This is a genomic window from Filimonas lacunae (assembly GCF_002355595.1).
In the GTDB taxonomy this organism is placed as follows: Bacteria; Bacteroidota; Bacteroidia; order Chitinophagales; family Chitinophagaceae; genus Filimonas; species Filimonas lacunae.
Window position 1 is genome coordinate 1218576 of the sequence record NZ_AP017422.1, and the last position, 24365, is coordinate 1242940.

General features: G+C 44.2%; 17 protein-coding genes. 11 read left to right on the plus strand and 6 right to left on the minus strand.

Annotated elements, in window-relative coordinates; genetic code table 11:
• Positions 1 to 29: 29 nt before the first annotated feature.
• The 3 genes from FLA_RS05060 (at position 30) to FLA_RS05070 (ending at position 6234) form a co-directional block, all read left to right on the plus strand.
• Positions 30 to 3485, plus strand: a complete 3456-nt coding sequence (locus tag FLA_RS05060) for a SusC/RagA family TonB-linked outer membrane protein (protein WP_076382316.1) — start codon at positions 30 to 32, stop codon at positions 3483 to 3485.
• A gap of 22 nt (positions 3486 to 3507) precedes the next feature.
• Complete coding sequence (locus FLA_RS05065) at positions 3508 to 4974, plus strand: RagB/SusD family nutrient uptake outer membrane protein (RefSeq protein WP_076382315.1); 1467 nt, start codon at positions 3508 to 3510, stop codon at positions 4972 to 4974.
• Positions 4975 to 5100: 126 nt separating this feature from the next.
• Positions 5101 to 6234 carry a redoxin family protein gene (locus tag FLA_RS05070; protein ID WP_084206513.1) on the plus strand — a complete coding sequence of 378 codons (1134 nt, stop codon included), beginning with the start codon at positions 5101 to 5103 and terminating at the stop codon, positions 6232 to 6234.
• A gap of 294 nt (positions 6235 to 6528) precedes the next feature.
• On the opposite strand, the gene FLA_RS05075 is transcribed toward FLA_RS05070, so the two are convergent.
• Positions 6529 to 7383 carry an alpha/beta fold hydrolase gene (locus tag FLA_RS05075; protein WP_076382313.1) on the minus strand — a complete coding sequence of 285 codons (855 nt, stop codon included), beginning with the start codon at positions 7381 to 7383 and terminating at the stop codon, positions 6529 to 6531.
• 170 nt (positions 7384 to 7553) lie between these two features.
• On the opposite strand from FLA_RS05075, the gene FLA_RS05080 reads away from it, so the two are divergent.
• Positions 7554 to 8597 carry a proline iminopeptidase-family hydrolase gene (locus FLA_RS05080; RefSeq protein WP_076382312.1) on the plus strand — a complete coding sequence of 348 codons (1044 nt, stop codon included), beginning with the start codon at positions 7554 to 7556 and terminating at the stop codon, positions 8595 to 8597.
• Between the two features lie 87 nt (positions 8598 to 8684).
• Here the strand turns inward: FLA_RS05080 and FLA_RS05085 are convergent, their stop codons facing one another.
• The 4 genes from FLA_RS05085 to FLA_RS05100 are packed head-to-tail and all read right to left on the minus strand — an operon-like array spanning position 8685 to position 11462.
• Entirely contained in the window at positions 8685 to 9380 is a 696-nt protein-coding gene (locus tag FLA_RS05085; protein WP_231940393.1) for a hydrolase, read from the minus strand.
• 46 nt (positions 9381 to 9426) lie between these two features.
• Positions 9427 to 9870, minus strand: a complete 444-nt coding sequence (locus FLA_RS05090; protein ID WP_076382311.1) for a DMT family transporter — start codon at positions 9868 to 9870, stop codon at positions 9427 to 9429.
• Positions 9867 to 10484 (minus strand): pyridoxamine 5'-phosphate oxidase family protein, encoded by a 618-nt coding sequence (locus tag FLA_RS05095; protein WP_076382310.1) that lies wholly within the window; start codon positions 10482 to 10484, stop codon positions 9867 to 9869. Before FLA_RS05095 ends, FLA_RS05090 begins: the two co-directional genes overlap by 4 nt.
• Positions 10485 to 10505: 21 nt before the next feature.
• Positions 10506 to 11462 carry an alpha/beta fold hydrolase gene (locus FLA_RS05100; RefSeq protein WP_084206511.1) on the minus strand — a complete coding sequence of 319 codons (957 nt, stop codon included), beginning with the start codon at positions 11460 to 11462 and terminating at the stop codon, positions 10506 to 10508.
• A gap of 202 nt (positions 11463 to 11664) precedes the next feature.
• On the opposite strand from FLA_RS05100, the gene FLA_RS05105 reads away from it, so the two are divergent.
• Positions 11665 to 12474, plus strand: a complete 810-nt coding sequence (locus FLA_RS05105; RefSeq protein WP_076382438.1) for an alpha/beta fold hydrolase — start codon at positions 11665 to 11667, stop codon at positions 12472 to 12474.
• On the opposite strand, the gene FLA_RS05110 is transcribed toward FLA_RS05105, so the two are convergent.
• Positions 12452 to 13093, minus strand: a complete 642-nt coding sequence (locus FLA_RS05110; RefSeq protein WP_084206510.1) for a putative quinol monooxygenase — start codon at positions 13091 to 13093, stop codon at positions 12452 to 12454. The two genes, FLA_RS05105 and FLA_RS05110, sit on opposite strands and share 23 nt — an antisense overlap.
• 200 nt (positions 13094 to 13293) lie before the next feature.
• Between FLA_RS05110 and FLA_RS05115 the strand changes: the two genes are divergently transcribed.
• From FLA_RS05115 to FLA_RS05140, 6 genes are all read left to right on the plus strand, one after another.
• On the plus strand, positions 13294 to 15246 hold the full coding sequence (locus FLA_RS05115) for a sigma 54-interacting response regulator (RefSeq protein WP_076382437.1): 1953 nt from the start codon (positions 13294 to 13296) through the stop codon (positions 15244 to 15246).
• A 218-nt stretch (positions 15247 to 15464) separates the two neighbouring features.
• Positions 15465 to 16361 carry a LysR family transcriptional regulator gene (locus FLA_RS05120; RefSeq protein ID WP_076382308.1) on the plus strand — a complete coding sequence of 299 codons (897 nt, stop codon included), beginning with the start codon at positions 15465 to 15467 and terminating at the stop codon, positions 16359 to 16361.
• Positions 16362 to 16517: 156 nt separating this feature from the next.
• A complete protein-coding gene (locus FLA_RS05125; protein ID WP_076382307.1) occupies positions 16518 to 18905 on the plus strand; it encodes a histidine kinase dimerization/phosphoacceptor domain -containing protein in 2388 nt (795 codons plus the stop codon).
• A 117-nt stretch (positions 18906 to 19022) separates the two neighbouring features.
• On the plus strand, positions 19023 to 19619 hold the full coding sequence (locus FLA_RS05130) for an RNA polymerase sigma factor (RefSeq protein ID WP_076382306.1): 597 nt from the start codon (positions 19023 to 19025) through the stop codon (positions 19617 to 19619).
• 72 nt (positions 19620 to 19691) lie between these two features.
• Positions 19692 to 20867, plus strand: coding sequence for a FecR family protein (locus FLA_RS05135; RefSeq protein ID WP_076382305.1), 1176 nt, complete (start codon positions 19692 to 19694; stop codon positions 20865 to 20867).
• 239 nt (positions 20868 to 21106) lie between these two features.
• Entirely contained in the window at positions 21107 to 24355 is a 3249-nt protein-coding gene (locus FLA_RS05140) for a SusC/RagA family TonB-linked outer membrane protein (RefSeq protein WP_076382304.1), read from the plus strand.
• The last annotated feature ends 10 nt before the right edge of the window (positions 24356 to 24365 follow it).

The following is a 24365-nucleotide window of genomic DNA, read 5'->3' on the forward strand; positions in this document are numbered from 1 at the left end:
TACCTCTTCAACCAAAATCGCTTTGTATTATGAGAATTGCAAAATTTCTTTTATTGCTGTTGTTTTTACAACTGACAACAAAAGTTCATTCACAAAAGATCAGTCTTAATTTAAAGCAGGCTTCTTTATCCAGGGTGTTGGATGAGATATCCAAGCAGGCAGGCGTTTCTGTTATATACAACGAAAATCTGATTGTGGGCTTACCGGCGGTTACGATCAGTGTTAAAGATGCCTCTGTACAGGAAGTGTTGGATAAATGCTTAAAGGATTTACCTCTGGCTTATGACATCAATGGATTAGTGATCAGATTGAAATCCAAAAAGAGCAGTGCCGCCAAGGGGGAAGTGCCTGCCACAGGAAATCCAGATGGGCTGGCAGATATAAAAGGTAAAGTGATTTGTGGAGACAAGCCTTTGGCAGGCGCCTCCATTACACTGGCTCCTGGTGGACGTGGAGTATCTGCAGATGAGAACGGAAACTTTACGCTCCCTGAAGTTGCACCCGGCAATTACAAGCTATCCATAAGCAGCTTGGGCTGCCAGGGTACTTCCAGGGATTTACTCGTGTCTGGAAGCGATGTTTTTTTGAATATCAGTCTTAAACCGGCGGCAGAGGAAGTGGCAGAAGTGGTGGTGACTGTAGGGTATACCCAGAAGAAACCTGGTGAGATTACCGGTGCAATACAGACTATATCTGGTGAGCAGTTCAGGAAAGGCATTATGACATCCGATCCGGTTTCTATGCTCAAGGGGCTGGCAACAGGATTATATATATCGGAGCAGAATGCGGGAGACCCTACCAGTAGCGGCGGACAGATTTTTGTAAGAGGTCAGAGTAGTATTGCAGGAGTGGGGGTTGACCAGGTGAATGAATATGTGATGCCCAAACTCAATTACGGGCCCCTGATTGTGCTTGATGGCGTAATTCTTCCTAACCAGAACCTGAAAGATGTGGTGTCTCCACAGGAGATAGATAATATCAGCGTATTAAAGGATGCAGCGGCTACTGCTATTTATGGCTCACGCGCTGCAGCTGGCGTACTGGTGGTAACTACCAAAAAAGGGGCAGGCGTTAAATCACGGATAACAGCAGAAATTAAATATGGCCTGAACCATCCGAACCGTGGTCCTGTCAGGTACCTGAACGGCCGGGAATTATATAATCTTCAGAAAGAATATTATACACAGGATTATCAGATAAACGAAGCGGCATTATCAGCACAGTATCCTACCGCAGAAGCTTACCTGAATTACCGGCTGCCTTCTCAGGCAGATTTGGCAAACGAATTCAACTGGCAGGATTATGCCTTTGTTAACAGCAGCAACCGTCAGGTAGACCTGTCTGCCAGCGGTGGTAATGATCGCACAAAATATTACGTTGGCGGAACTTATTACGATGAGCAGTCCACAGGAGTAAACAACCGGCTGAAACGAGGTTCATTGCGCCTGAATCTGACCAGTAATGTTACCGACCGCCTACAGTTAAACGTATCTATTAATGGGATCATGAATGATGGTAACCGGGATGTAGGATTGAACGCTGCCCCACTGCTTTATTTATTTCCCTGGGCCAATCCATATAATGCAGATGGATCTTTGAAACCTTATCTTTTATACAAGGTGAATGGTGCCACACAACAGCGCGCAAACCCCTTGTTTGAAAATCAGTATAACTTCAACCGCCTGCGTTCGCAATTGTTATTCGGGAGTATCCGGTTACAATATAAGATCACAGATTGGCTCACCTTTTCCACCACCAATAGTGGTAACCTGAATTATTCTAAAAATGAAACTTACTACGATGTAAGATCGTTTACAGGATCGGGGCAATTTTGGTCATCACAGGGCTTCCTGGGTACCAATACCAGTTATCTGTATTCTTTTCTTACTTCCAATCAGCTGAACATGCGGAAGAGTTTCGGAGAACATAGTATTACAGCCCTTGCGGCAATGGAATATGGCAAAACTACAGCAGAGGATATGCTGGTGAATGTAAATCATGTTCCTGCCGGTTATCCGGTAATTACCCTTGCCGGACAGCTGGGTGGATCGTTTGATCTTTCTTCCTACGGTATTCCATCTACAAAAGCAGGAAATCTGGATGGTGGTAAGGAGCAGCAGGCGGTTTATTCAGTATTTGGTGAAGCAGCTTATACTTTTAAAAGAAGATATAGCGTTAGCGCATCTGTTCGTACGGATGCATCCAGCAACTTCGGAAGGGATCAGCGTTATGGCACTTTCTTTTCTACCGGAGGTGCCTGGGTTTTAAGTGAAGAGCAATTTCTGAAAAGTTGCAAAGCTATAAACAACCTGAAATTACGGGCTAACTATGGCACCAGTGGCTCCCAGTTAGGGGATAACTTTCTTACACAAACCCTGTATCAGCCCGGAAGCATTTATGGCGGGCAGGCAGCCTCTACAATTGCGATTTTAGGCAACCCCAGCCTGCGTTGGGAGGTAACCCGCACAGTAAGTACGGGATTAGATGTAGGATTGTGGAATCGTTTCAATGCATCAGTTGATTTTTATAACCGCGATTCCAGAGATCTTTTGCAAAAGGTAACACTGCCGGCAGTAGCAGGTTTCCGAACCCAATGGCGTAATGTAGCTGCCGTACGTAATCGCGGTATAGAACTGCTTATCAATTCAACCAATGTGCGCAATAAAAATTTTCAATGGACATCGTCTTTCAATATCAGTTATAATACTAATAGTATTATAAAAGTAGCAGATGATTCTCTTAAGCAGGGGTATTCTACAGGTACCTATTATTTGTACAAAGGAGAAGATATTAATGCGATGAAAGCCATCAGATATTCGGGGGTTGATGCGCAGACTGGCAAGCCATTGTTTGAAAAACTGCTATTTGATGAAAAAGGTAATATAGCCGGAAAGCAATATGTGAACACAGTAGCAGAAGTGGGTGGCCAAAGTGATCCAAGACAATTTCAGACACTGGGTAGTTTTCGTCCGCGCTATTTTGGAGGATTGACCAATACTTTTACCTATAAGCAGTTTTCTCTGAATGTACTGATAACGTATGCATTCAAATATATTGTGAATGATTACAATTCTAGTTTTCAGCAAGGTAGCTATATTCCCTCAGTGACTCAGCTGGCTTTCAGAAGCAATCAGAAAGTATGGACACAACCTGGGCAGGCAGATGCCACCGAACCTATGTTGTATTACCATTCCAACACTTCTTATTATGCTTCGTCCAAATCCATGCACGATGGAAGTCACGCACGTCTTAGGAGTATACGTCTGGGATATGAGCTGTCTTCTTTCATGACAAATAAATTAAGGATTAGCGGAATGACGCTGTATGTAAGTGCGGATAATCTCTGGACAGTGTATTCGAAAAATTTGCTGGCTGCTGACCCTGAAGGCCCTTCTGTAGGAGAAGCCCAAAGTTTCGGCAATTCTGTTGGCGCTGGCCTTGGCGCTCCACGCCGATATGTATTCGGAGTTCAGGTTATTTTTTAGCATTCAAGCAAAAGCTTATAAAATGAAACATTGCATAATACTTATACTGATTATATTTCTTTTAACCGGATGCAACAAGCAAATCGATGAAATACGTCCGCTGACTAAAATTGATCAGAAGGGAGAACTTTCGTCTGTGGCGGGCATTGTAGAAACAACCGTTGGTAACTATACTTACCTCAATGGCAGTGATAGAATCTATTACAGCATGGTTTTACAGGATCTTTGCGAAAACAGGGGAGATAATGTAACACTGCAGGATTGGGCGCCGGTAGGTCAGTATACAGACGCTTTCTACTTCAGAAATAGTACAGGGCTTGCAGCTGGTTCCAGCGCTGATTTTTACCGTGGATCGTACCAGTTGATTATAAGTGCTAATTTAACCCTGGAAGGTATTCAGGAATTTAAGACATCCACATTTGCTTCACTGACAGAAGCGGACAGGAATAAGGTGACTTATGCGGAAGGGGAGAACAGATTTCTGCGTGCCTTTACATATTTCAATCTGGTTCGTATTTACGGAAAGCCCTACTACCAGGCCAACGCACAGGATCTGGCTGTTCCGCTGAAAACAAGTACGGACATAACTGATATACCTGCCCGTTCTTCTGTAAAGAATTTGTATGCATTTATTGTCAGTGAACTCAAATCAGCAGCAGAGCTTATGAAAGCCCCTGTAACTAAAACCAATTCGTTTGCAAGCACCGCGTCAGCCTGGGCGTTGTTGTCAAGGGTATACCTGTATATGGGAGGTTCAATAGACAGTCCTGACGCCGCTTCCAATCAACTGGCGATTACCTATGCAGATAGTGTTATAGCGCAAACCAGTGGCAAATATGACCTTTTACAGGGAACAGATTATATCAATATGTTGGGGGATGATGAAACGGGAGCACTTGGCCGTTCTGTATTCGCTTCCAATAAGGAGATCATCTTTGCTTATGATAATACAACTACCGGTGGTAGTCCAATCGGTTTATTATATCATTATTACCCTTCAGATGGGTTGGGAGCAATATTTGTTCCATCGGCAGAGTTGAAATCTTTATATACATCCATTGACCTCCGCAGCACGTTTTTTAAAGTTAATACAGCTTCCGGAAAAGTGGAAACTACCAAATGGCTTTGCCTGAATCAGGGCGGTACTACGCTGGCGCCTTGTATTTACTTTCGGCTGGCGGAAGTGTATCTGAACCGATCAGAGGCTTATGCCAAACTGAATAACGTAAGTAATGCAAAGGCTGATTTGAAACTGATTCATCAGCGTGCCGGTCTTTCTGGAACAGAAGTGGATAATCTGGCAGATGCGGCTGTGCTGGATGCTATCCTGAAAGAGAGACGCATGGAACTTGCATTTGAGGGACATTGCAGCTTTGATTATTTCCGTAACGGACTTCCTATGACCAGAGATGCAGCAGATTACAACGGTGTTGCTCTTACTATTCAGCCTACAGATAATAATGTTGTATTTGCAATACCTAATCAGTAAGTATTTAGTCAACAGAACCATATCGTAACAAGGTAAGTGTAATTCAACACATGAATGTATGACAGATTCATGTGGGTATATCCTATTGCCTTTTAACTCTATTCAGGAATTTTAAAAAATATAAGAATGTCTCAAAATTTAATGAAGCCAGGGAAGTGTATACTGGCATGTGTAATGTTGCTTGTGTTGAACGCAAAATTGTCTGCACAGGAAAATAAAGCCAATTTAGGTATAGGTGATAGAGTGCCTGCATTTAAATACGGGTTGTGTTTAAAAGGGGCGCCAGTTAAAAAATTTGAAAAAGGCCATCTGTACTTGTTTGAATTTTGGGCTACCTGGTGTGGGCCATGTATCGCATCCATGCCGCACCTGTCGGAGTTTGCAAAAAAACATAAGCAGGATGCAACTGTTATTGCGGTTAATATCTGGGAAAGTAGCCATGGAAAAAATTCCTACGAATCTACCTGGCCTAAGATTACAAAGTTTGTAAAAGGAATGGGAGAAAATATGGGATTCAATGTGGTTACGGATAGTAAAGATCAGTTCATGGGTAATAAATGGATGAAGGCGGCAGGTCAGGATGGAATACCTTGTACTTTCATTGTGAAAGACAGTGTAATTCTTTGGATAGGGCACCCCATTGAACTAGACTCTATAGTAGAGCTGGTAAACAGCGGTCACTATGATCCGGTGGCTACTAAAAAGGAAACTGAAGCAAGGCAGGCTAAGTCTGATTCTATTGCTGGTATTTATAAGAAATATTACGATTCTTATGAAAAGGCGATAGCAGATAAAAAGTATGATCTGGCCATGCAAATATTAGATTCCGGAAGTATTGCGGCTCCTGACTTTAAGGGAACTTTTGGCTTTTTCAAATTTATGGCCCTGCTCGAAGTTCGTCCGGATACTGCCTTGGCCTTTGTGAAAGAATGGCAAAAATCCGGCCCGGGGTATGTGGGTTCTGTTGCAGCAGTTATTGCTAAGAAAAAGGGGCTGCCATACGATTTATATGAGTATGCCCTGGAGTCGTGGGAATCACTGCTGAGCAACCCACAGATGCCGACGTCGATGGTATATGAGAACAAGGCCATGTTGTATGCGAATATGGAGGATTACAAAAAAGCAGTTGAAAACCAGGAGAAGGCCATTGCCGAAGGTAAACAGGCTATAAAGGATAAAAAGTTTATTGGGTTCATCATGGATGATACTATCAAAGGATATGAAAAGGTTTTAAGTGAGTATAAGTCTAAATTGAAATAGTATTTTTTAATTAGGGGGTGAGATATTCTTCTCCAACATGGAACAGGAATAGCCGGGCAAACACAATTTGCCTGGCTTTCTTTATCCTCCGAACGAAGTGTGTTCACATAGGATTCGGGAAAATTTAAATATTTAGTCGAGCTTTTTGGAGGGTGCACCTAGGTTTTGGTGCAACCGATAACGTACCAGATTTACCGGCATACCTTTAATTATAAAAAGCAACAGATCAGCAGGGGAAATGAGGTTTTTGAATTGTAGCGACCTGTTGCAGTTGTCAGCTCCTGCCATTTTCTATCAGGAAATAAAGCGGTTTATCAATCCGGCAACATAAGCGTGATGCTCTTCCAGTAAAAAGTGGCCCCCATCAATTTGAATGATCTCTGCATTGGGCAGGTCTTTTCTATAAGCTTCTCCGCCTGGAGCTATAAACAGCGCATCGTTTTTCCCCCATACTACCATTGTTTTAGGCTGGTGCTTTTTGAAATACGCATGCCATTCATCGTACAGCGCCAGGTTGTTGCCATAATCGAGGAAAAGCGCCAGTTGTATTTCATCGTTGCCTGCGCGGTCGAGATAGTATTGATCGGTTATATAACTATCCGGGCTTATCCGGGCCTGATCATGAGCGCCATTCAGGTATAACCATCGGGTAGCTTCCAACGTGAGAAAAAAGCGGGCTGCTTGCTCATGCGCTGCATCAGGTTGTTGAATGTAGGTAATCAATGGCTCCAGTGCGTCTCCTAGCCCTTCATTATAGGCATTGGCATTTTGTATGATCAATGACTGAATCAGTTGCGGACGGCGGGTGGCAATCCGTAACCCTATAGGACCACCGTAATCCTGGATATATAGGTTGATATCCCTGAGTTGCAGGTGATCAATAAAGCGTTCCATGATAACTGATAAATTGTCGAATGTATACGAGAACTGCTTTATGCCAGGCATGCTGCTTTGACCAAACCCCGGGTAGTCAGGAGCTATAATATGGTATGCTTCGGATAGATCAGCAATAAGATCTCTGTACATATGCGACGAAGAAGGGAAGCCATGTAGTAACAATAATAGCGGGCGTTCTGCAGTTCCGGCTTCACGATAAAAAATTTCTAGCCCATCTATTGCTGCTGTTTTGTAAAGTATTTGCTCTTTCATAATAATAATTGTTATGACCTGATTGATCCATCAAAAGTGAGCAAAAGGGTGTGATCAGGTAAATAACTTATGTTATAGAACCTATCAGTTTTTTAATTGATCCTGCCCTTTCCATCATCGTCATTGTGTTAAAAGATTGCAGAGTTTTGTTGTGAAATAAAACACACAACATGATGTATTTAAAAAAAAAGACGGCAGTGATAGCGTCTATGTTATGGCTGGTGCTATTGGCTAGCTGTTCGGCTCCGGGTAAAGAGAGCAATGGTACGGCTGACTATTTTGTTACAGATACAACTACTGTACAAACAGGCGGCGCTAAGATGGTACCCATCACTACTCGTAAAGGCGTATTCCATGTATGGACAAAACGCATTGGTAATAATCCCAACATAAAAGTGATGCTATTGTCTGGCGGACCTGGTTTTCCTCACGATTACCTGGAAGTGTTTGAAAGCTATTTCCCTGGTCAGGGAATTGAGTTTTATTATTATGATGAAATGGGTAATGGCAACAGTGACAAACCGGGTGATAGCAGCCGCTACAATGTAGCCAGTGCTGTGGAGGAGTTGGAGCTGGTAAGGCAGGCACTACACCTGGATAAAGAAAACTTTTATCTGTTTGGTCATTCGTGGGGTGGTTTATTAGCTATGGAGTACGCTGCGAAATACCAACGGCACCTGAAGGCGATCATTGTATCGAACATGGTAGCAAGCGGCCAGGAGTTTAACCGCTATATTCAACAAGTGCTGGTGAAAGAAATACCGAAGGTTGAGATGGATACCATCAATGCTATCTCTGCCAGAAACGATTATGGCAATCCGAAATATATGGAGCTTGTGATGAAGAATTTTTATGCGCAGCATATTTGCCGCATGCCATTGGAACAATGGCCTGAGCCTCTTAACAGGGCGCTTGGTAAATTGAATGCACCTTATTATATGGCTTTACAAGGCCCCAGTGAATTAGGTATTATTGGCAGTTTACGCAACTGGGATATAAGCACCCGATTAAAAGATATTACAATACCTGCACTGTTTATAGGTGCAAAATATGACGAAATGGATCCTGAACATATCAAGTGGATGAGCCAGCAAGTACAGCATGGACAGTTTTTATACTGTGCCAATGGTAGCCACCTCAGCATGTACGATCAGCAGTCATTTTACATGAACGGCGTTATCCATTTTATAAAGGAGGTGAATAATACCCCTTAATATATAGTTAAAAGCCTTCGGATATATCCGAAGGCTTTTAACTAAAACGCTGCCTGAAGGGTTACACCGGTAAAAACATAATAAAAATTAGTGTTTTAGCATCTCATGTGCATATTGAATGCCGATGCCATAGGCGCCACCATATTTTTTAATAAGATCGGTTACGCCTTTATAGGTTTCACTTCTGGCCCAGTCGCGTTGCAGTTCCAGTATGTATTGCATGGCTGTCATTGGTTTTACACCGGCCTGTATCATCCTGCTAATCGCCATGTCGTGCGCCTCTTTGCTAACGTCGCCGCAGGCATCGGTAATTACGTATACATCATAACCATCTGCCTTAGCTGATAAAGCCGGCCCTACTATACACACACTTGTCCATAACCCGGCAAAAATGAGTTTCTTTTGATTTTTGGCGGTGATGGCTTTGTGCGCATTTACATCTTCCCAGCAATTCATCGTGGTTCTGTTGATATAACCAGTAGCGGGATAGAATTCTGTTATTTCACTAAAAACAGGACCGCTAAAGGATTTGGCTGCAACAGTAGTTACCACGGTGGGTATGTTGAATATTTTGGATGAACCAGCTACAATTGCTGCATTACTACGCAATTCGGTAATGCTGATATTCTTTGTAGCAAAACCCATCTGACTTTGGTGATCTACCAGCACCAATGCATGATTGGTGGGTGTTAATAGTTCTGAAGAAGGTTTTTGGGAATAGCCCTGTACGGAAATGGCTGCCATCATAAATAGGGTGGCCATCGATTGAATTGTCTTTCTCATTATTGGAACTTTTAATGGAGCGTGTATAAATTGTTTGTTTGGTTTCTTAAAACTTTTCTACAATAGCAACTCCTGCAATGATCAATAGCACACCCAGGCCACGCCATACATTGATAGGGTGTGGTACTGCCACCAGGATGTTATAATGATCTAGTAATACGGAGATGATCACCTGGCCGGCTACTACCAATCCAAACGTAAGCGCCATGCCTAATTTAGGAAGTGCCATCATGCTTGCGGTAATAAACAAAGCGCCAATGATACCGCCGCCTGTTATGGAAGTAATAGAACTGCCCTTCAACAGTTGCCAGGAAAGCGTTTCTTTGGTGAAGGGGATATAAATTGCCATAGCGATTGCGCCTACCATAAAACAGATCATAGAGGCGTATAGAGGGCTCGCCAATGACTTGGCGAGCTTTGCATTAAGGCCACCCTGTACAGGTAACAGGGTGCCGCATAAGAAGATCAGCAGTAGCCAGACTATTCTCATGGTTTTGTTTTTTGTTTTATTTTTTCTATTTCTGCTTCCAATTGTGCAATGTATTCATGCTGTGATGCAAAGGCTTTATTGATCTCCTCCATGGTGTACCGGGGTGTTATGTGTTGCGGACAGTTCCAATCGTAGGCGGCTATCTCAAATACCATCATTCTTTCCGGGCGAAACTGATACTCCTCCAGGTCAAGTTGTGCATACAGCGCAGGATCGTCTTCGAGTTCAACGATCCTGGCTTTGGCGTATAATTTCAATCTTGCTCTTGTCGGATAATCGACCATGATCAACGACACGTTGTTATTGGTAGCCAGGTTGCCCACAGTAATGTATTGGCCATTCCCTTTAAAATCAATAATGCCCAATCGTTTTGTGTCCAGCACTTTAATAAATCCCCTGGGGCCTCCTCTATGTTGTATATAGGGATAGCCATTTTCACCAATGGTGGCTATGTAAAAACTATCTTGCCCTGAGATAAAAACAATCTCCTGCTCCGTCATGCCATCCACCTCACTTCTCTTTTCATGACGGGCATAGCTTTTACGGCTGCCTAGTTTTTCCTGCATGTCTTTCACCGCATCTGTAAATGCCAGGGATGCATAATTCATTGCCATTTAACATTGCTTTTATTATAATCAGGCATGCGCAGTATCCTTACCGGGGTCTTGCGCCAAAACCTTATCCCAGAGCGAATCGCCGCACTCGTCAGGTATAACTACGTCTTTACCTACTTTCCTGTCTAAGAAGTTCCGGATGGTGGTTGTGATTTCATCGCCAAAACTTTCGAGCGCGAAATGCCCTGTTGGATATAAATGGAATTCAAGATTCTTTACATCTTTTTTAAATGCTTCTGCGCCAACGCCGGGAAAAATGTAATCGTCTTTACCATATACAATTAACATTTCAGGATTTTTTGTGCGCAGGTATTCCTGCCATTTGGGGTACTGTTTTACGTTATTCTGGTAATCGTAAAAGAGTTGAATTTGTATGTCATCATTTTCGGGGCGTTGTAGATGCCGTAAGTCAACCTCCCAGTTGTCGGGTGATATAACACTGGCATCCGGCACATGATGGGTGTATTGCCATTTCAAACCATCGGGGCTATGAAATGCCTGGCAAGCCTTGATGGCATCCTGATCATTACGATTTTTCCAAAGGGCTTTAATAGGGTCCCAAAAGGTTTCTAATCCTTCTTCATAGCAACAGCCATTTTGTACAATAATTGTTTCTATCCTGTCGGGATGTTTAGAGGCAATAGTCCAGCCAACGGGAGCGCCATAGTCCATCAGGTATACACTAAACTTTTCAATGTTGAGGTGCTCCAGCAATGCTTCCATGATTTTGGCATAGTTGGCAAAACTGTATTCAAAATCGGCCATAAGAGGTTGCTCGCTTCTGCCGTAACCGGGATAGTCCGGGGCAATCAGGTGATACTTATCTGACAGATCATTGATCAGGTTGCGGTACATATGCGATGATGTTGGATAGCCATGCAACAAGAATAATACGGGTGCATCTGCTGGCCCTGCTTCTCTGTAGAAAATATCTACTCCATTAATCTTTACTACATGGTAGTGTGTTTTGTTCTTCATTGTGTTTGTTTTCAACAAAACTCTCATCATTCACTTGATTTATAAAATCACTGTAGTAATCAGTAGTATCAAAAATGTAATAGCTGTGCAGGTGTCTATTAAAATTTTAAGAGGATCATTCAACCAGGTTATTTGTTTGATGATGGTTAGTTGCTCAATTTTATACTGTAATATTTTTATAACTATTATTAATGTAAACATTATGAATGCAAAGTATTTAGTAGCAGGAATAACCGGAACGGCGCTGGCGGCTATGAGCTTGTCCGTTATGTCCTTCGTAAACGCCCCTAAAAAAGTGATGTCTTCTAATGAAAGCGACAAGCCAACGATCGTACTGGTTCATGGCGCTTTTGCTGATGGTTCATCCTGGAATAAAGTGATACCCATTTTGCAGAAAAAAGGATACCGGGTAATGGCTGTTCAAAACCCACTAACCTCCTTAAACGATGATGTGGCCTTTGTGGAACGCGCGATAGCAGAGGCTCCGGGAAAGGTGATATTGGTAGGGCATTCATGGGGAGGTGTAGTTATTACCCAGGCTGGTAATAACGAAAAAGTAAAATCATTGGTGTATGTAGCGGCTTATGCGCCGGGAGAGGGGCAGAGTGTGGAAAGCATTAGCAGGGATGCGCACGAAGCAAGAAAAATTCCTAATGTGCCGGGGTTAGCAGACCCGATCGTAACGGATGGTTATATCCGGCTTAAAGAAGAAACGGTTATCAACCATTTTGCACAGGATCTTCCACAGCAGGAGGCAAAGATTATTGCAGCAGGACAAGGGCGTTTTCATGTTAGTACTATAGGCGCCAAAGTGTCAAATCCTGCATGGAAAAACAAGCCAAGTTATTTCATCGTGTCGGATAATGATCATATGATATCGCCACAGTTGGAAACCGAAATGGCAGAGAACATTCATGCCACCACCTATCACCTTGCTGCAAGTCACGTAGCCATGCTTTCAAAACCTGAAAAAGTTGCTGAAGTGATTCTTACTGCGGCGCAAAAGGAATAAGGTGATGATACCCTTTTTCAAAGGGCGGTTCTTTTATAGACGTTTGCAGGAATATTAATACAGGTTGAAGCGCCGGCTCCTGCAGGTGATACCGGAATGTATCCCAGTCGCGGAATTGCTTACACACTACAAACCTGGTTTTGTTGTTAATTACCTGGCTAAGCTGATAAAATAGTACACCGGGAGCTTCCTGTAACACTGGTGCCAGGTTACGGTTGATGGATATGAATTGTTTTTCAGTGCCGGCCTTTACGTCTATAAACAGCATAATGGTTAACGCATCCTGGTTTACTTCTTTGGAAAACGACTCCAGTTCTTTTACAAAAGTAGTTTCAGGTGGCGATGATAAGCCCATCTTTGTGAAAGCACCGACGGCCTTTGCGTCGGTGCTCTTTTTATTTTGCTTATAGAAGGTATGACTGCTCCATCTTTCTACAATCCACATGATACACGCATCACCTCTTTCATAATAGGCGGCTGACATTATGTTTCCCTCCTTCGTGGCAGCAATACGCACATACTCGTCCAATACTTCCAGAAACCTGTTCTGCCAGGCAGTTTTTACATGATATTGGGTTAACACCATTATGGATGTTTTCCATGTTTGTTGCATTTTCATTGCAGTAGAGATTAAGAAGGCCCATTGTGCCTGACGGGTAAAGTTGCTGATTAATTGTGCGGCAGAGAAATTAGCACAGTAATAGTGACAAGTATTATTTTAATAAGGAAAGGGCGCAAAGAGGGTGTTTTTTTTATTTTAAAAACTTAGTGAAGCGTAGTTTTGTTATGTGCGATTATTTTAATATAATAGCTACTGTCATGAAGAAAAAGGTACTTATTGTAGAAGATGAATTTATTGTAGCAAGTAATTTAAGGCTGGTATTACTGCGATCCGATTATGAAATAATTGGTATAGCTACCTCTGCCGACGAGGCGGAAGCGTATTTACAAAAAAAACTGCCTGATATTGTTTTGCTTGATATCAGCTTACAGGGGGAACGCTCCGGTATTGATATTGCCCGGAAGCTACAATCGAAACGTATCGTATTTATATACCTGTCGGCCAATTCAAGTCAAAGGGTATTGGAAGAGGCAAAGGCAACAGAGCCATATGGATTCCTGGTGAAGCCATTCAGGAAAAAAGACTTATTGATCATGTTAGATATTGCCTGGTATCGTTATGTTAATAGTATTGAAACAAAAACAAACCAGGAAACACTTTTACAGAAGCAACTAACAGCCATCAGTGAAGAAAATATAGATGGTCAGCAACAATTGCTGAAGATGGCCAGAATTATGCAGTCTTATATACCCTTCGATCTTATGATGTCTGGTAGCAGACCTCTTAATACAGCACAATTTAACGATAAGGGATATTTGCGTATCGGGTTTGATGAATACCAGTTTATTGAGGAAACAGCATTGCTTGCCATTACCAATTTGAAGAAAACAGCGTTGTCTGTTATTCTCGCAAACACTCATACGGATATCAATACAATCATTTATAACAGTGAATCAGCCAGAGAGAAGGCGAATATTCCTTCTCTTCAAAAAACATTGACCGAAACGTTCAGTTTACAATCCTATCTGGTGTTTCCTGTTGTTTTAAGCAATGGGCAATTCTTTCACTATTTTTTTTATAGTCGTCAGCAGCATATCCATACCAATGAGCATATTGCTTTACTCAACGATTTGAGAACCTGTTTAGTGGCATTGGCTGAAAAAATAATTTACGGAGCAGCTACGCCAGGTTTGATACAAAAGGTGGGTGTTATAAGAAACCAGCAGGGAGCATCGGTGAATTATCCGGAGTTCCGGGGTGTTATTGGTAATCATCATTTACTGCTGAGCGCGTTGGATCTTGCTGCCCAGGTTGCTCCTTACAATACATCCGTATTAATTCTTGGAGAAAGTGGTACCGGAAAAGAAAAACTAGCCCAGGCCATTCATTTATTATCGCCAAGAAAAAATGCCCCCTACATAAAAGTAAATTGTGCTGCTATTCCGGCTACGTTAATAGAGTCGGAATTGTTTGGTCACGAAAAAGGCGCATTCACTGGCGCCATAGAAAAAAGAAAAGGAAAATTTGAACAGGCTGAGGGAGGAACGATTTTTCTGGATGAGATTGGAGAGCTTTCCCTGGAAATGCAGGTAAAGATTCTGCGTTTTTTACAGGAAAAGGAAATTCAATGCGTAGGCGGTAATTCGCTTATAAAAGTAAATGTTCGGGTGGTAGCTGCTACAAACCGTAATCTTGAGAAGGCGATTGCTGAAGGGAATTTTCGGCTTGATCTGTATTACCGCCTCAATGTTTTTCCTATTACATTGCCTTCATTGAAAGAGCGTAAAAGTGATATAAAAGAGCTGGCTGTTTATTTTGCGGAGAAGTATTGCAGGGAGTTTAATAAACCGTTTTACGGTATTGCTGCCTCTATGATGGAAGAGATGACGGCTTATCACTGGCCGGGAAATATCAGGGAACTGGAGAACGTTATCGAACAGTCGGCCGTTCTCAACGATGGTCAATCGAAATTAGAACTGAAACGAAAGCTTACAGACAGGAATGCTTTACCTGTTTCAAAGGTGATTAAAACATTGGAAGATGTGAAGACCGCTAAGGATGAAACCGAGCGGGAATACATTATTTCGATACTCAGAAAAGCAGATGGCCGTGTCCGTGGTGTAAATGGGGCGGCACAATTAATGGATATCAAGCCTACGACACTGGAATCTAAAATGATCAGGCTGAATATCAGACGGGAAGATCTGTAACCCCGAAAATATAGTGGGGTTGCAATTGCGAACTCCGATATTTTCGGAGTGTACTTTAATTTCTGTATCATACTGTTTTATCCTTTTTTGTCTACAGGTAGTTTGTTTTCATTGTTTTGTATATTTTGGTTTTTATTATTATGTTGTTTGTTGATAAATGGCATTCAAATGGTTTGATGTGGGCTGTTCAGCAACAGTCACCTTAAAAATCTTACACCATGTTGAATTTGGAATGGTTCAGAACATTTAAAGCCGTTTACGAAACAGGAAACCTGTCTACAGCAGCGCAACTGCTCTTTATTTCTCAACCCGGTGTAAGTGTGCACTTAAATTCGCTGGAAGCGTATACAGGCTACCGCCTGTTTGAACGTGTAGCCAGGAAGATGCTGCCTACAGAACGGGGCACCATCCTGTATAATTGTATAATAGAGCCTATTCATCAACTGGAAGCAGCGGAAGAGTCTTTTCACCGAAATTCCAAGGTGGACAAGCCTACGATTAGTGTAGGTATGGGGCTTGAAATATTTAAATATTCGCTGGAAGAGCACCTTGCAGAATTGCCTTTCAACCTGGTACTGCGGTTTGGAGAATACCGGCAGATAGTACAGGAATTGGATACGGGAAAGCTTGACCTGATATTGACCCCTCAAAAAGGAAATCAGAGCAACCTGGAATATATACCTTTTACAAAAGAGCGGATTATCCTGATCTGTGGCAATGAAACAGATACCATAACATTGGATGCGCTGCTATTAGCCGATGAAAGAATGGCCATCAGGGAATGGTTGAAAGCGCAGATCTGGTACACTACAGCGGCTGATATGGAGCATCTTCAGCATTTCTGGATGGCGAATTTTGGTTGCCTGCCAGATCTGAAGCCCAATTATATAGTGCCTAATTTCTCTTCTATACTACGTTGCCTGAGTAATGGCAAAGGTTTCGCTGTAATACCGGATTTCCTTGCCAAAAAGGAGTTGGCGCTTCAATTGGTAAAGCTGGCATGGGAGGGAAGTCCGTACGTGGAAAACATCCTGCATTTCGGCAAACGAAAAAAGACGATATACTCCAATGAGATCCGGCAACTGGAACAAATTTTGGCCAGTAACTGGTATTAAAGCTACTACCAAAGGTTTTGCGTCCGTATACTCCCTGCTTTATCAAAAGCTGTACAGGACTGAGAACGTAGCTATTATAGGACGAGTCAGTTGATCTATTCATTGACCTGAATGAACCAAATTGGAAACTTAGTACAGACGCCCTAAATTGGCATTATGAAAAAAGCAACCTTGTTGTTGGCCCTGGCCTGTTTTTTCGTAGCTGGCTATGGCCAATACCTGCCTGGAGAAAACCGGGTGCTCGGCAGCCTCTCCGGTCTGCTGGAACAGTTGAAGAAAAGCTCATCCAATACACAGAGGGCCACCATACTTTTAAATATTGGCTATAAGCACCTCTACAAACCCAATGGGGAAAAAGAGGATCTTGATACCGCTCTTCAGTATGCCCGTCAGGTGACTGACCTGGGCAGGCAAATGAAAAGTGCCTTTTTTCAACAGGAAGCGCTGTTGCTCACCTCCATGATACACACCGAGGGCAGGGATTATACGGCAGCACAGAAATTGTTTCCTGCCATGCAGGACAGCATACGGCTTAAGGCGTTGATGGTGCTGACCATGTTCAATTTAAACCTCGGATTGTCAGAGTCGCCTCCGCGTCTCTGGATTGATTCCGGAGCCTATTATATGCAACAGGCGCTGAAGCTGTCGTACAGGACCAGGTTGCTGCCCGGCATGATGTCGCAGATAGTAGAACAAGTTGCTTTATTTTATAGGAACCTGCGCCTGCCAGACCTTTCAGAAAAATATTTTTTTATCGCGCTGAAGTTTAGCGATAGTCTCGGCGGCCTTTCCAAGGTTCGTTTGTACAGCCGCATGTGTGGCATGTATAGTTTAGAAAACAATTTTTATAAAGCCACGCAATACGGAATATTGGCAGAAAAAGCGGTGAATGCCAGTACCACCAATCAGGATATGAGCAATTTATACCTGAACCTGGCAAATCTGTATGCCTCACAGAATAAGCCTGAAGGGGTTATACGGTATCGCGGATACCTGCTGGCAGCGCCACATAAGTATAAGGGGTTTGTAGACCTTTACGTTACACTTGACCGGTATTGCGACGGTCTGAGAAAGATGGGCCGCCAGGATGAGATTCTGCCCTATGTGCAAAAGTTTCAGCAACAGTGCCCGCCGGAAACAGATAATGATAAAATTTTTTATCATTCCGTTCTGGCAAAAAGCTACCAGGAAAGGAAAGAATATGGGCTTGCCGAGACGAATTACCTGGAAGCCATCCGGTATGCAGAGTTGGTGCATACAAGCATCGGTGCTATGTATTACAACCTGGGGGTGTGCTATTATCAAAGCAAGAGGTTTGAGCAGGCGCTGGTTGCATTCAAGGTCGCTGAAAAAAATGGACAGCTTGAAACCTATGTGTATATGGCCAATACCCTTTCTTACATAGCTAGTTGCGAGGCTGCCCTGGACAACCACAAAAGCGCTTACGATTACCTGCTCAGAAGCAAGACCACATCCGATTCTATCTTTACAATAGCCAAAGTAAAGCTCGCTGATGAACTGGAAGTCCAATACAAAACACGGCGTAAGGAAGATACCCTTCGCACCAAAGAAGAAAATATCCGGACCCTGAACTACACAGCTGAAAAAATGAGGCAGGCTGCATTGCTGAAAGACGCAGAGCTGGAACAGGCAGCCCTGTTGAGCCAGAAAGACAAGATTACCCTCACTGCCCTGGAACTGAAAGCAAAGAACGCGGAAGTGATCGAAAAAAACTATACGCTGCAACAGGCGGCTATTAAACAGGCAGAGGTAAAGAAAAAGATCACTTATGTGGTGATAGCGCTGCTGTTCGTTATCGTAAGTTTGTTATGCTGGCTGTTTCTGACAAAGCTAAAGTCCAACAAGGTGATCACTGAAAAGAACGATCAGTTGCAGGAGCTGGTGAAAGATAAAATATGGTTGCTCAAGGAAATGCACCATCGCGTGAAGAACAATCTGCACATCATCGATAACCTGTTGGAGTTTCAGGCTGCTTACCTGCAGGACGATGCACGTGATGCCATAAGGCACTCCCAGTCCCGTATTTTTTCCATGTCACTGATTCATCAAAAGCTTTACCAGACGGAAGATTCCAAAACCATTGATATGACCAGCTATATCCCGGAACTGGTAGATTACCTACAGGATAGCTTTAATATACACCAGAGCGTTCATGTGAACATGGATATCGATCCTACTGTTTTCAACGTGGGAGAAGCGGTACCGTTGGGCCTCATCATCAACGAAGCCGTTACCAATTCCATGAAGCATGCCTTCTCCGAAGGACAACCGGGTAAGATCGATATTAGTTTGAAGGCTAAAGGCGCCCATAAATACGACCTGGTAGTGGCCGATAACGGCCGGGGATTAAGCCATGACTTCGACTTTGATCAGGCCAGTTCCATGGGCTTTCAACTGATCAAAGGGTTAGCGCAACAACTGCAGGCTGAGTTACATATTGCTAATACAAACGGGCTGAAGATAACTGTTGCACATATTGTTGCCAACCTTACCGTTGGTAAAGCCGAAGTGAAACCGTTGTAAGCGGGAAATTTGCGAAGGTCGGCCTGCTGTGCCGTCAATTATTACCAATGCGAACTTGCAAGGCACACTAAAAAAGCATTTCTTTGATGGCTTAAGCCGGCCGGGTAGGTCAATAGAGTGGAGAATGCAACGTTACATAACGAAAAAGAGCTGCTGCAACAGGCGGCGGCAGGAAGCGAAGCAGCTTTTAAAGCGCTGTTTATGCACTATTGGCCGCAGGTGTATGGTACCAGCCTGCACCTGACCAAATCTCCGGAGCAGGCAAAAGACCTGGCACAGGATCTTTTTCTGAAGCTGTGGGAAAACAGGACAAAGCTGGCAGAGGTGAGCAATGTGGCTGCCTACCTGTACACCTCATCCCGCAACCTGGTAATTGATTATCAGCGCAAGAAAGTGTTCAACGCTGATAATGTAGACTACCTGATACAATTCTTTACCTCATCTGATACCACGGCTCAGCAAAAGCTGGAATACAGGGAATTGGAAGAAGCCCTGGCGGCGGCAGTAAACACACTGCCAGACAAAACCAAAGAAGTGTTTCGCCTGAGCCGGTATGAAGGCTTGTCGCACGATGAAATAGCACAGCAACTGGGCATATCTGTTCATTCCTCCCGTACCTACATAACCCGTGCGCTGGCAGAGATTAGAGAGCAGCTATCCAATCATTCCGACAGCCTCACATTGTTGTTCATTCTTTTTATATCGCGGAAATAATTTTCCTTTTTTTTACGGATTTTGTATTGACAGCTGCTTTTCTTCCGTCATTATACTGAATAAACGAATAATATGCCTGCACCCAACTTCCGGCAACTGTTTCAGCAATACCTACAGGGCAGGCTGCAGCCTTCGCAACTGAAGGCTTTAAGAACACATGTACAGGCGGCAGAAGAAACCGAGGAGCTGGATCAGTTGTTGCTGGAAGCCTATACCAACCCTGCCTTGCAGGCAGGCGGGGAAGCTGCCGCGGAGTGGGTTCGTTTACAGAATAGCATAGCTGCCGGTTCTGCAACAGTCATGCCCATGCCTAAACCTGCTGCGCGTAGGCTATGGGTGATAGGCATAGCAGCAGCGCTATGTGCACTGTCTGTGGCATTATGGCTGGTGATACCAACCCGCACAGCCACAAACAACGGGCGTAGCGCCGCCAGCGCCGGTGCTATAGTGCCAGGCAAACCGGGTGCTATACTCACGCTATCAGATGGCCGCAGGCTGGTATTGGATAGTATGGGTAACGGGCAGATTGCCACCGACAACGGCAGTACCCTGGTGTTAAATAATAACCAGCTGATATACAATGCTGCTACGGCAGGAACGGCTAGTGCTATTCATACGCTTACCACGCCTGCCGGTAAACAATTCCGGCTGGCATTGCCGGATGGTACGCAGGTATGGCTGAATGCAGCATCGTCCATCGAATTTCCCTCTGCCTTTAACGGCAGGGAGCGTACCATACGGGTAACGGGTGAAGCTTACCTGGAAGTTGTACCTGCTAAAAACCAACCTTTCTATATAGTTACGCAGCAGGCAAAAGTAGCAGTATTAGGTACCGGCCTTAACGTATCTGCCTATAATGATGATGCGGTCAGCAGCATTACATTGGCTACAGGCAGCATACAGGTGTCGGACCTGCACGCATCTGCGGCCACACTGGTACAGCTGGTGCCGGGGCAGCAGGCATTGTTAAAAACAGATGCAGCAATGGTGGTGCAGCAGGTGAATTTGAATGAGGTAACAGCCTGGAAAAACAACAGGTTTTTCTACCGGTCTGTGCCTGCAAAGGACTTTTTGAAAGCAATAGCCAGATGGTATAATATAACAGTGGAGTATGAAGGCAAAGTGCCGGATCAGGAACTATGGATAAACTATTCGCGCGATCAGCCACTGGAAACCACATTGGAAGTACTGCGCAACAGCAATATCCGTTTTGAGTTAGTGCAGCGCCGCCTGATAGTGAAAGAGTAAATTATTTAATTACCAAAAAACAAAACATGAAGCGAGTGTAAACGACCCGGGTAGCATATAAAAAAGCCGTTTCGGATTCCGCCCCGAAACGGTAGATGTTACGGGTTCCTTTGATGAATCTCTTACAATCATTTTCAGTAAACCCAAAACTAAACGAATTTATGATCTTATTCGTTCATGGCAATGTACTGCCTAAAAAGATGCTTATGCGATTAAAATTACTCTGTGTCCTGCTTTTTATGGCATTATCGGCAACACAGGCTAATGTACTGAGCCAGACAGTAACCCTGCAGGCAAAAAACATATCATTGGAGCGTGTACTGCAATCTATAGAAGACCAGACTGGCTACGGCTTCAATTTTGACAGAAACCTGTTGAAAGGGCTGAAGCTCTTATCTGTTGATGTAAAAAACAAAACAGTAAAGGAAGTATTAGACCTGTGCCTGAAAGAGCTGCCTATAACATATACAATAACAGACGACAAAAAAATATTTCTGAAAAGAAAGGTGCCCGAAGCGCATACCCTGGAAGAAACATCAGTGCCTGATACGCTTATTACTGTTACCGGCCTTGTTACAGACAGCAGTGGCGCGCCGGTAGAAGGCGCTAGTGTAACCGTAAAGGGCAGCACTAAGCTAAGCGCCAGTACAGCCGCCAATGGCAGGTTTCAGCTAAGCCAGGTAAGAGCAGGAGACAGGTTGCTGATAGCCCTGGTAGGTTATGTACCTGACGAGGTAACGGTAACAGGTGCACAGTTGCTTATTGCACGTTTGCAGCCTTCCTTAAGCAAGCTGGATGAAGTAAAAATTGTAGCCTATGGCACTACCACCGAGCGGCGCAATGTAGGTTCTGTAACTACTGTAAAAGCTGAAACCATAGAGCGGCAGCCTGTAGCTGATGTGCTACAGGCATTACAATCAAATGTACCCGGGCTGGTGATAACCCAGGCCAACGGGCTGGCAGGTTCTGGCTACGCAAAGGTAGAGATACGTGGCACCAACAGCCTGGCCAGTGGCAGCACCCCTTTGTTTCTGGTAGATGGGGTGCAGGTAGCAGGTGCGGATGATTATACTGCTGGCATCAACCCTTTTATTGCCATAGGCCCTGACAATATTGAAAGCATTAGCGTGTTAAAAGATGCAGATGCCACTGCTATCTACGGTTCGCGTGGTGCCAATGGTGTCATACTCATCACTACCAAAAAAGGCAAAGCGGGGCAAACGCGTGTGAATGCCAATGTATCAGCAGGTTATAGCCGGTACACACAGGCGGGCAAATTTCTGAATACAGAACAATACCTGGAAATGCGGCGTGAGGCATTTAAAAATGACGGAGAAACGCCCACTACACTTACAGCGCCTGACCTGAACGGCTATGGTGTAGGGGCAGACGTAAACCGTTATACCAACTGGCAGGATGTAATGCTGAAACAAGGCGCTTCCATTACCGATGCACAACTGTCTATGGCTGGTGGCAACAATCAAACTACTTTTCATATAGGTGCCGGCTTTCACCGCGAAACGCCGCCACTGCCCGCAGATAATTTTTACTTTCAGCGGCCTTCGCTGCATGCCAACTTTAGCCAAACCAGTGTAGACCGTAAGTTCAGAGTAACGCTTAGCGCCAATTACAGCGATATCAAAAGCAACTACGCCAGTGGGGGAGATATCTCTTATTTTGCCTTTTCCCTGCCACCCAATTTGCCTGAATTGAAAAATGCAGATGGCTCTTTCAACTTCATTGAAAACATGTCCAACCCTTATGCTAAATTTGCCCAACCCAACCGCACGGGCGATAAAAACCTCCTCGCCAGCCTGGCCATTAGCTATCAACTGGCGCGTGGCCTTACCCTCAAAACCAACTTTGGCTATACCGATCAAAACAAACAATCAGTATCTATCAGTCCGCTGGCCACCCTGTCTCCACAGTTAGGGCTTAGTTCGGGTATCGGCAATTTTATTTCTATACTTACCAACAACTGGCAGGTAGAGCCACAGCTGGAATATGTGCGCACCATTGGCCGGGGGCGTCTTGCGGTGCTGGTGGGTGCCACCTGGCAGCAACTGCAACAGAACAGCTCGGCCATACGCGCCAACAACTACAGCTCTGAGGCTATGCTGGAAAACTATGCTACTGCTGCCAGCGTAACAGTAACGCCGGGCTATTCCAACTATAAATACGCAGCGTTGTTTGCCCGTCTCAACTATAGCTACCAGGATAAATACCTGCTTAACCTTACTGCCAGAAGGGATGGATCCAGCCGATTTGGCCCGGGCCGCCAGTTTGGCAACTTTGGTGCAATAGGTGCGGGATGGATATTCAGCGAAGAAAACTTTATTAAAATGCCTTGGCTCAGCTTTGGCAAACTGCGCGCTTCTATGGGCGTAACCGGCAATGATCAGATTGGCGATTATAAATATCTGAGTACCTATGGTGGTACTACCATTGCCGCACCCGGCGGGCTTGCTGTTTTCTCAGGCTTTACCTACAATGGCATAGCAGCTATATCGCCTGTGGCCTTATATAATCCCGATTATAGCTGGGAAACCACACGCAAGTATGAAATAGGCCTGGATATGGGCTTCTGGAAAGACCGTGTGTTGCTGAACGTAAGCTGGTTTAACAACCGCAGCTCTTCACAGCTGGTGAACTATTCACTGCCGCCTACCACAGGTTTTAACAGCATTCTGCGCAATTTTCCGGCACTGATAGGTAACAACGGATGGGAGTTTACCCTAAACACTGTGAATGTAAGCAACAGTAAATTCAGCTGGAATAGTGCGCTTACGCTTACTATACCGCGCAATAAGCTGCTGGCGTTTCCCAACCTGGCTAGCTCTAGCTATGCCAGCCAGTATGTAATAGGGCAGCCGCTAAGTGTGCAAAAAGTATTTAAATACCTGGGCGTAGATGCTGCTACCGGCACTTATGTATTTGCTGATAAAGACGGCAAGCCCACCAGTGCGCCAACACCCAATACCGACCAGCAATCGCTTGTAAATATCGACCGTAAACTATTTGCCGGCTTTACCAACACCTGGCGGTATGGCGCCTGGCAGCTGACGATAGATATGCAGTATGTACGAAAAACAACTTTTGATAACCTTACTGTAACGCCTAGCCCCGCCGGTGGCATAGGTAACTATAATGTAGCTGTAATGGATCGCTGGCAAAAGCCGGGCGACCATACCAATGTACAACGCTTTACACAGAACACGGCTACAGATGCTTACCTGGCAGGCTATTATGTACAAATGAGTGAGAGGGCTTATACAGGCGGCTCCTTTATGCGGGTAAAGAATGCATCGCTGGCCTGGCAGCTGCCTGCCAATGCGCTGCACAGCCTGCACAGTAAGGGCGCGCGCATCTACCTCAATGCACAAAACCTCTTCACCTTTACCAGCTTTAAAGACAACGATCCGGAAACGGGATCGGGCAGTGTGCCGCCTATGCGCTCTATTGTAGCAGGTATTCAATGTTCATTTTAAAAACCAGGTA

Excerpts from the sequence above, each read along its gene's own strand:
- FLA_RS05090 (WP_076382311.1), bottom strand. The coding sequence starts at position 9,870 with ATGAGAATAGTCTGGCTACTGCTGATCTTCTTATGCGGCACCCTGTTA.
- FLA_RS05125 (WP_076382307.1), top strand. The coding sequence starts at position 16,518 with ATGAAAAAAGCAACCTTGTTGTTGGCCCTGGCCTGTTTTTTCGTAGCT.
- FLA_RS05095 (WP_076382310.1), bottom strand. The coding sequence starts at position 10,484 with ATGGCAATGAATTATGCATCCCTGGCATTTACAGATGCGGTGAAAGAC.
- FLA_RS05120 (WP_076382308.1), top strand. The coding sequence starts at position 15,465 with ATGTTGAATTTGGAATGGTTCAGAACATTTAAAGCCGTTTACGAAACA.
- FLA_RS05110 (WP_084206510.1), bottom strand. The coding sequence starts at position 13,093 with ATGAAAATGCAACAAACATGGAAAACATCCATAATGGTGTTAACCCAA.
- FLA_RS05105 (WP_076382438.1), top strand. The coding sequence starts at position 11,665 with ATGAATGCAAAGTATTTAGTAGCAGGAATAACCGGAACGGCGCTGGCG.
- FLA_RS05135 (WP_076382305.1), top strand. The coding sequence starts at position 19,692 with ATGCCTGCACCCAACTTCCGGCAACTGTTTCAGCAATACCTACAGGGC.
- FLA_RS05100 (WP_084206511.1), bottom strand. The coding sequence starts at position 11,462 with ATGAAGAACAAAACACACTACCATGTAGTAAAGATTAATGGAGTAGAT.
- FLA_RS05140 (WP_076382304.1), top strand. The coding sequence starts at position 21,107 with ATGGCATTATCGGCAACACAGGCTAATGTACTGAGCCAGACAGTAACC.
- FLA_RS05070 (WP_084206513.1), top strand. The coding sequence starts at position 5,101 with ATGTCTCAAAATTTAATGAAGCCAGGGAAGTGTATACTGGCATGTGTA.
- FLA_RS05080 (WP_076382312.1), top strand. The coding sequence starts at position 7,554 with ATGATGTATTTAAAAAAAAAGACGGCAGTGATAGCGTCTATGTTATGG.
- FLA_RS05115 (WP_076382437.1), top strand. The coding sequence starts at position 13,294 with ATGAAGAAAAAGGTACTTATTGTAGAAGATGAATTTATTGTAGCAAGT.
- FLA_RS05075 (WP_076382313.1), bottom strand. The coding sequence starts at position 7,383 with ATGAAAGAGCAAATACTTTACAAAACAGCAGCAATAGATGGGCTAGAA.
- FLA_RS05085 (WP_231940393.1), bottom strand. The coding sequence starts at position 9,380 with ATGAGAAAGACAATTCAATCGATGGCCACCCTATTTATGATGGCAGCC.
- FLA_RS05065 (WP_076382315.1), top strand. The coding sequence starts at position 3,508 with ATGAAACATTGCATAATACTTATACTGATTATATTTCTTTTAACCGGA.
- FLA_RS05060 (WP_076382316.1), top strand. The coding sequence starts at position 30 with ATGAGAATTGCAAAATTTCTTTTATTGCTGTTGTTTTTACAACTGACA.